Annotated in this window: 6 protein-coding genes; 2 read left to right on the top strand and 4 right to left on the bottom strand. The window is 48.4% G+C overall.

From position 1 onward, the window contains the following. Positions 1 to 368 (top strand): Nif3-like dinuclear metal center hexameric protein (locus tag ACI32D_RS01485; protein ID WP_439774894.1); only part of this gene is annotated, 368 nt, incomplete at its 5' end. 40 nt (positions 369 to 408) lie between these two features. Further along, positions 409 to 1,647: a peptidase T gene (gene pepT / locus ACI32D_RS01480; protein WP_439774893.1), complete on the top strand. Its 1,239-nt coding sequence runs from the start codon at positions 409 to 411 to the stop codon at positions 1,645 to 1,647. A 375-nt stretch (positions 1,648 to 2,022) separates the two neighbouring features. On the opposite strand, the gene ACI32D_RS01475 is transcribed toward pepT, so the two are convergent. The 4 genes from ACI32D_RS01475 to ACI32D_RS01460 all read right to left on the bottom strand — a co-directional run bounded on the left by ACI32D_RS01475 (position 2,023) and on the right by ACI32D_RS01460 (position 4,368). Continuing rightward, positions 2,023 to 2,208 (bottom strand): LBP_cg2779 family protein, encoded by a 186-nt coding sequence (locus ACI32D_RS01475; RefSeq protein ID WP_439774892.1) that lies wholly within the window; start codon positions 2,206 to 2,208, stop codon positions 2,023 to 2,025. A gap of 69 nt (positions 2,209 to 2,277) precedes the next feature. Then, positions 2,278 to 2,847, bottom strand: coding sequence for a signal peptidase I (gene lepB / locus ACI32D_RS01470; RefSeq protein WP_439774891.1), 570 nt, complete (start codon positions 2,845 to 2,847; stop codon positions 2,278 to 2,280). 75 nt (positions 2,848 to 2,922) lie between these two features. After that, positions 2,923 to 3,489 carry a signal peptidase I gene (gene lepB / locus ACI32D_RS01465; protein ID WP_439774890.1) on the bottom strand — a complete coding sequence of 189 codons (567 nt, stop codon included), beginning with the start codon at positions 3,487 to 3,489 and terminating at the stop codon, positions 2,923 to 2,925. Between the two features lie 42 nt (positions 3,490 to 3,531). Continuing rightward, positions 3,532 to 4,368, bottom strand: a complete 837-nt coding sequence (locus ACI32D_RS01460) for a site-specific integrase (RefSeq protein WP_439774895.1) — start codon at positions 4,366 to 4,368, stop codon at positions 3,532 to 3,534. Between the last annotated feature and the right edge of the window lie 252 nt (positions 4,369 to 4,620).

The following is a 4,620-nucleotide window of genomic DNA, read 5'->3' as shown; positions in this document are numbered from 1 at the left end:
TGAAGGCCATTGATTTTGCCCACTACGTCAAGGAAAAGATGGGGGTGGACATGGTGCGCCTAATCTGCGCTGACCAAGATAAAATGGTGGAAAGCGTCGCTTTTGTCTGCGGGGACGGGAACAAGTTCTGGAAGCAGGCATTACGAGATCATTGTGACGCCTACATTACCGGCGACGTCTACTACCACACTGGCCATGACATGATCTCTTCGGGCCTGGTAGTAGTTGACCCGGGCCACTACACGGAGAAGCTCTTCAAGTATGAAGCTGCCAAGCGCCTTAGAGCCTGGCAGAAGGAAGAGGGTTGGGAGCTAGAGTGCATGATCAGCGCTGAATCAACCGATCCCTTCCAGAATATTTTTGACTAAGTGAAATATTTTTGTTTATGTAAAGGTAAAAGGAGAAAAAATGGAATACCCAACTTTGCTGCCAAGATTTTTGAAGTACGTCAAGATCAACTCCCGCTCAGACGAGCACTCTGACCGCTTCCCATCCACCCAAAGAGAAGTGGACTACCAAATGGTCATCATGAAGGAACTGGAAGAATTGGGCTTAAGTGACGTTCACTACAACGAAAAGGCCGGTACGGTCATCGCTACTCTTCCTTCCAACGTTGACTGGGACGTGCCGGTCATGGGCTTTTTGGCCCACTGCGACACGGCTGACTTCAACTCAGAAAACGTCAAGCCACAGATTACTGAAAACTACGACGGGGAAAGCAAGATCCAATTGGGCGACAGCGAGTTCTACCTGGATCCGGCCGTTTTCCCGAACTTGAAGAAGTACAAGGGACAGACTATTATTTCTGCTTCTGGTGACACCTTGCTCGGCGGGGACGACAAGTGCGGGGATGCCGAACTGGTAACCTTTGCTGAATACCTCCTGGCTCACCCGGAAATCAAGCACGGGGAAATCCGCCTGGGCTTCACGCCAGACGAAGAAATCGGCACTGGTGCTCAACACTTTGACGTGGATGACTTCAACGCTGCCTTTGCCTTCACGGTTGACGGGGAAGGCCCGGGCAAGCTGGACTGGGGGACCTTCTCAGCAGCTCAGTTTGAATTGGACATCCAAGGCGTTAACGTCCACCCAGCTGTAGCCAAGGGGCAGATGATCAACGCCATCCAAGTCGGGATCGACTTCCAAAACTCCCTGCCGCAAGACGAAGTGCCGGAAAAGACTGAAGGCGAAGAAGGCTTCTACCACTTGATGGACTTCTCTGGTACGGTTGACAACGCCCACCTGGCCTACATCATCCGCGACTTTAAGCGTGACGGCTTGGAAGCCCGGAAGAACCTGGTCAAGGAAAAGGTGGCTGAACTCAACGCCAAGTACGGGGAAAGAATCAAGCTGAAGATGTGGGACCAGTACTACAACATGGCTGATGAACTGGCCAAGCACATGGAAATCATTGATCTGGCCCGGGATGCCTACAGAGCCTGCGGCTTGACCGAAATCAACGAAGAACCAGTCAGAGGGGGCACGGACGGGTCTCAACTGACTTACATGGGTCTGCCATGCCCGAACCTCTTTGCCGGGGAAGAAAACATGCACGGCCGCTACGAATACACGGTTCTGGAATCAATGTGGAAGGCTGTTGACGTCATGATCAAGATGGCTGAACTGCAAGCTGACCGGAACAAGTAAGAGAAAGAAGAAAAGAATAACCGAAGGATAGGAGCTGCTCTAGGGCGGCTCTTATTTTTTGCCTGTGAATAACTTGGCCATAGATAGGGTAAAAAGATACCGTGAAACAAAAATCGGAGAAAAAGGCTTACAGAGCTGAAAAAGAAAATGCCGTAATAGCAGGCTTTAAAGCCTGCGATAGCGGGTTAAAGTTAAATGATAAAAATGGCAGCTGTTAAGAAAATAATAGCTGCTATCCTTGATATAACAAGCTTTTTGTCCTTTTACACTTTACGTAAAATGTAAAATAGTTAGCGTGAAACAATGAAGGGATAAAAAGAAATGAGTGAGTAAAGAAAAAGGGCAAAATAAAACCGGGCCGTTTGGCCCGGTTGATTACATTTGGCTCTGGAGATAGTCCAGCATCTGGTTGATTTCATCGCTGGTAAAGTTGCCCCGCCCTTGCTTCATGGCGTGCACCTTTTCCACTGAGAGGTGACTGGCAAAGGCCAGGTTAGTGTCGCTCACAGCGTGCTTGCTTTGAAATTCGATAATTGCATCCGAAAGTTCTTCTGGTTTCATTGATCTTCACTCCTTAATAACTTTATTTTACCATTTTTTTAAAAGCTAGTGAGGGAGCTTCAGATTTTTTTAGTAAAAGTTGGTGCTGATCTGGGTAACTGGCCAGTAGCGAAGGACTACCTTGCTTAAGATTGAGCTTCTGGAAACCGCGCCGAAGCGGCGTGAGTCGTTAGACACGTCCCGGTGGTCACCCATGACCCAGTACTGGTTCTTCTTCAGCTTGACCTTGAAGTTATTAGTATAAGTTACCCCAGCTAAGTGGTCGGCTTTTTGATATTTATTGTTTAAATACGGCTGGGCCGTCTTCTTGCCGTTGATGTAGAGGACGTCGTTTTTAGACTGGACCGTGTCACCAGGCAGGCCAATCAGGCGCTTGATGTACATGGCTCCTGGCTGGTTAGGCGCCTTGATGATGACAACATCGTTTCTCTTTGGCGTAAAGCGGCGGACGGCAATCAAGCGGTCACCATCTTCAAAGGTCGGCTGCATGGATGGGCCGGATACCACTTCATTGGCTAAGAAGAAGGAGAAGACTACATAGTAGACTGAGACGAAGACCAGGAACATGACCAAGACGTCCCGGAAAAACTTGCCCCAGCTCTCTTCTTCAGCTGCTTGCTTATTCTTTTTACTTGTCATTTTCTGTATTTTTTGCTCTCTCTGTCACACTCTGATAATTAGATCCCTTTGCTTGCTTCTTAATAGAATTGCTTCTTAATAGAAGTTGGTACTGATCTGGGTAACTGGCCAGTAGCGCAGAACTACCTTGCTCAAGATCTTGCTCCGCTTGACTGGGCCAAAGTAGCGGGAGTCCTTGGAAACGTCCCGGTGGTCACCCATGACCCAGTACTGGTTCTTTTTCAGTTTGATCTTAAAGTTGGTCGTGTAGTTGGTCCCGGCTAAGCGGTCGGCTTTCTTGTACTTGTTGTTAAGGTATGGCTGGGCAGTTTTCTTGCCGTTGATGTAGAGGACATCGTTCTTTGACTGAACCGTGTCACCTGGCAGGCCGATCACCCGCTTGATGTACATAGCGTTGGCCTGGTCTGGCGCCTTGATGATGACAACGTCGTTTCTCTTAGGAGTAAAGCGGCGGACAGCGATCAAGCGGTCACCGTCTTCAAAGGTCGGCTGCATGGATGGGCCGGATACCACTTCATTGGCTAAGAAGAAGGAGAAGATCACATAATAGATTGAGACAAAGACCAGGAACATGACCAGGACGTCCCGGAAAAATTTGCCCCAGCTTTCTTCTTCAGCTGCTTGCGTATTCTTTTTCTTCATTGGATTAAAAATCTCCTTTACTGACTATTAACTTATTATAGCCTATTTTTTTGCAGGGGCGGCGTCTGGGCCGGCCTTTTTTAGCATCTCTTCAGAAAATGGAATGAGATTGCACTGGGCCGCGTTGTACTGGTAGTAGGCCAGGCGCTTTGGCGGGCAGCGGAAAATCTCCAGAAGCTCCTTGTCAGAATATTTCTGCTGGCTGATCATGGAATAGACATAGGAGAGGCGGAGATTGGTCAAAGTGATCGGCATGGGGGAGAGGAGGTCCTTGTCGGCCTTGACCAGCTGCATGATATTGTTGGTACTGGCGTATGCTTCACCGGACCTGGAGGCGAAAATATAAGGATCTGGGTCCTTCTCAAATGAGAGTGTTCCAGTCAGGTAGTCAGACATCTCAGCCAAATTGTCCTTTACGTCGCTATAGCGAATTCCAAGGAGCTCCTTGGCCTGGTAGCCCAGGGCAAAAAGCTGCAGCAGCCACAGAGTCAGCGGCTGCTTGACATAGGGGATAAGGGCAGGCAAATGATCCTGCCAGCCGATCACGTAGGTCTTCCGCCGCTCAAAAGAGTAGCCTTTGAGGTCCAGGAGCCGGTAGGTTGGGGTGATTCCGGCCAGGGCCAGGTAGTAGAAGTACTTTTTGATGTAGGAGAGGTACTTGTTGACGGTCGTGACCTGCAGATTTTCTTTAGTCGACAACTGCTGCAGGTAGTCGCGGACGTTGCTGGCCGTGATTTCATTGACATCACTGGATGGAAAATTTACTTCAGCATAGGTAAAGAAGTGGTCCAAACAGTAATCGGCATTCTCAATTGACTTGGGGCTGAGCCTTTGCGGGCCCCGGCACCAATTTTCAAAGCCTTCTTGGTGGGGATACATAAGCTGCTCCTTTCTTTTTAACATTTTACTGTCGTTTAAATGTCCTAATTGTTACTACAATAATTATAACACACTAGCGCGGCTTCGCCGCGCCCAATAAAATCATGTCAGCAAAAGGTCGAGTCTACTTTATTAAGATTGCCCTGTTCGATTGACTTCCCAGCAAAAAAGCCGGTAAAATTGAAGCAAATTAGTTCAAAAGATGAAAAAAGATAGAACAAGGGGATAGTTTATATGGACAAGCATTTAAAG

It is taken from the genome of Lactobacillus sp. (assembly GCF_051873315.1).
Lineage (GTDB): Bacteria > Bacillota > Bacilli > Lactobacillales > Lactobacillaceae > Lactobacillus.
Note: the sequence above shows the minus strand (reverse complement) of the source record. Positions and strands in the feature narration are given on the sequence as shown.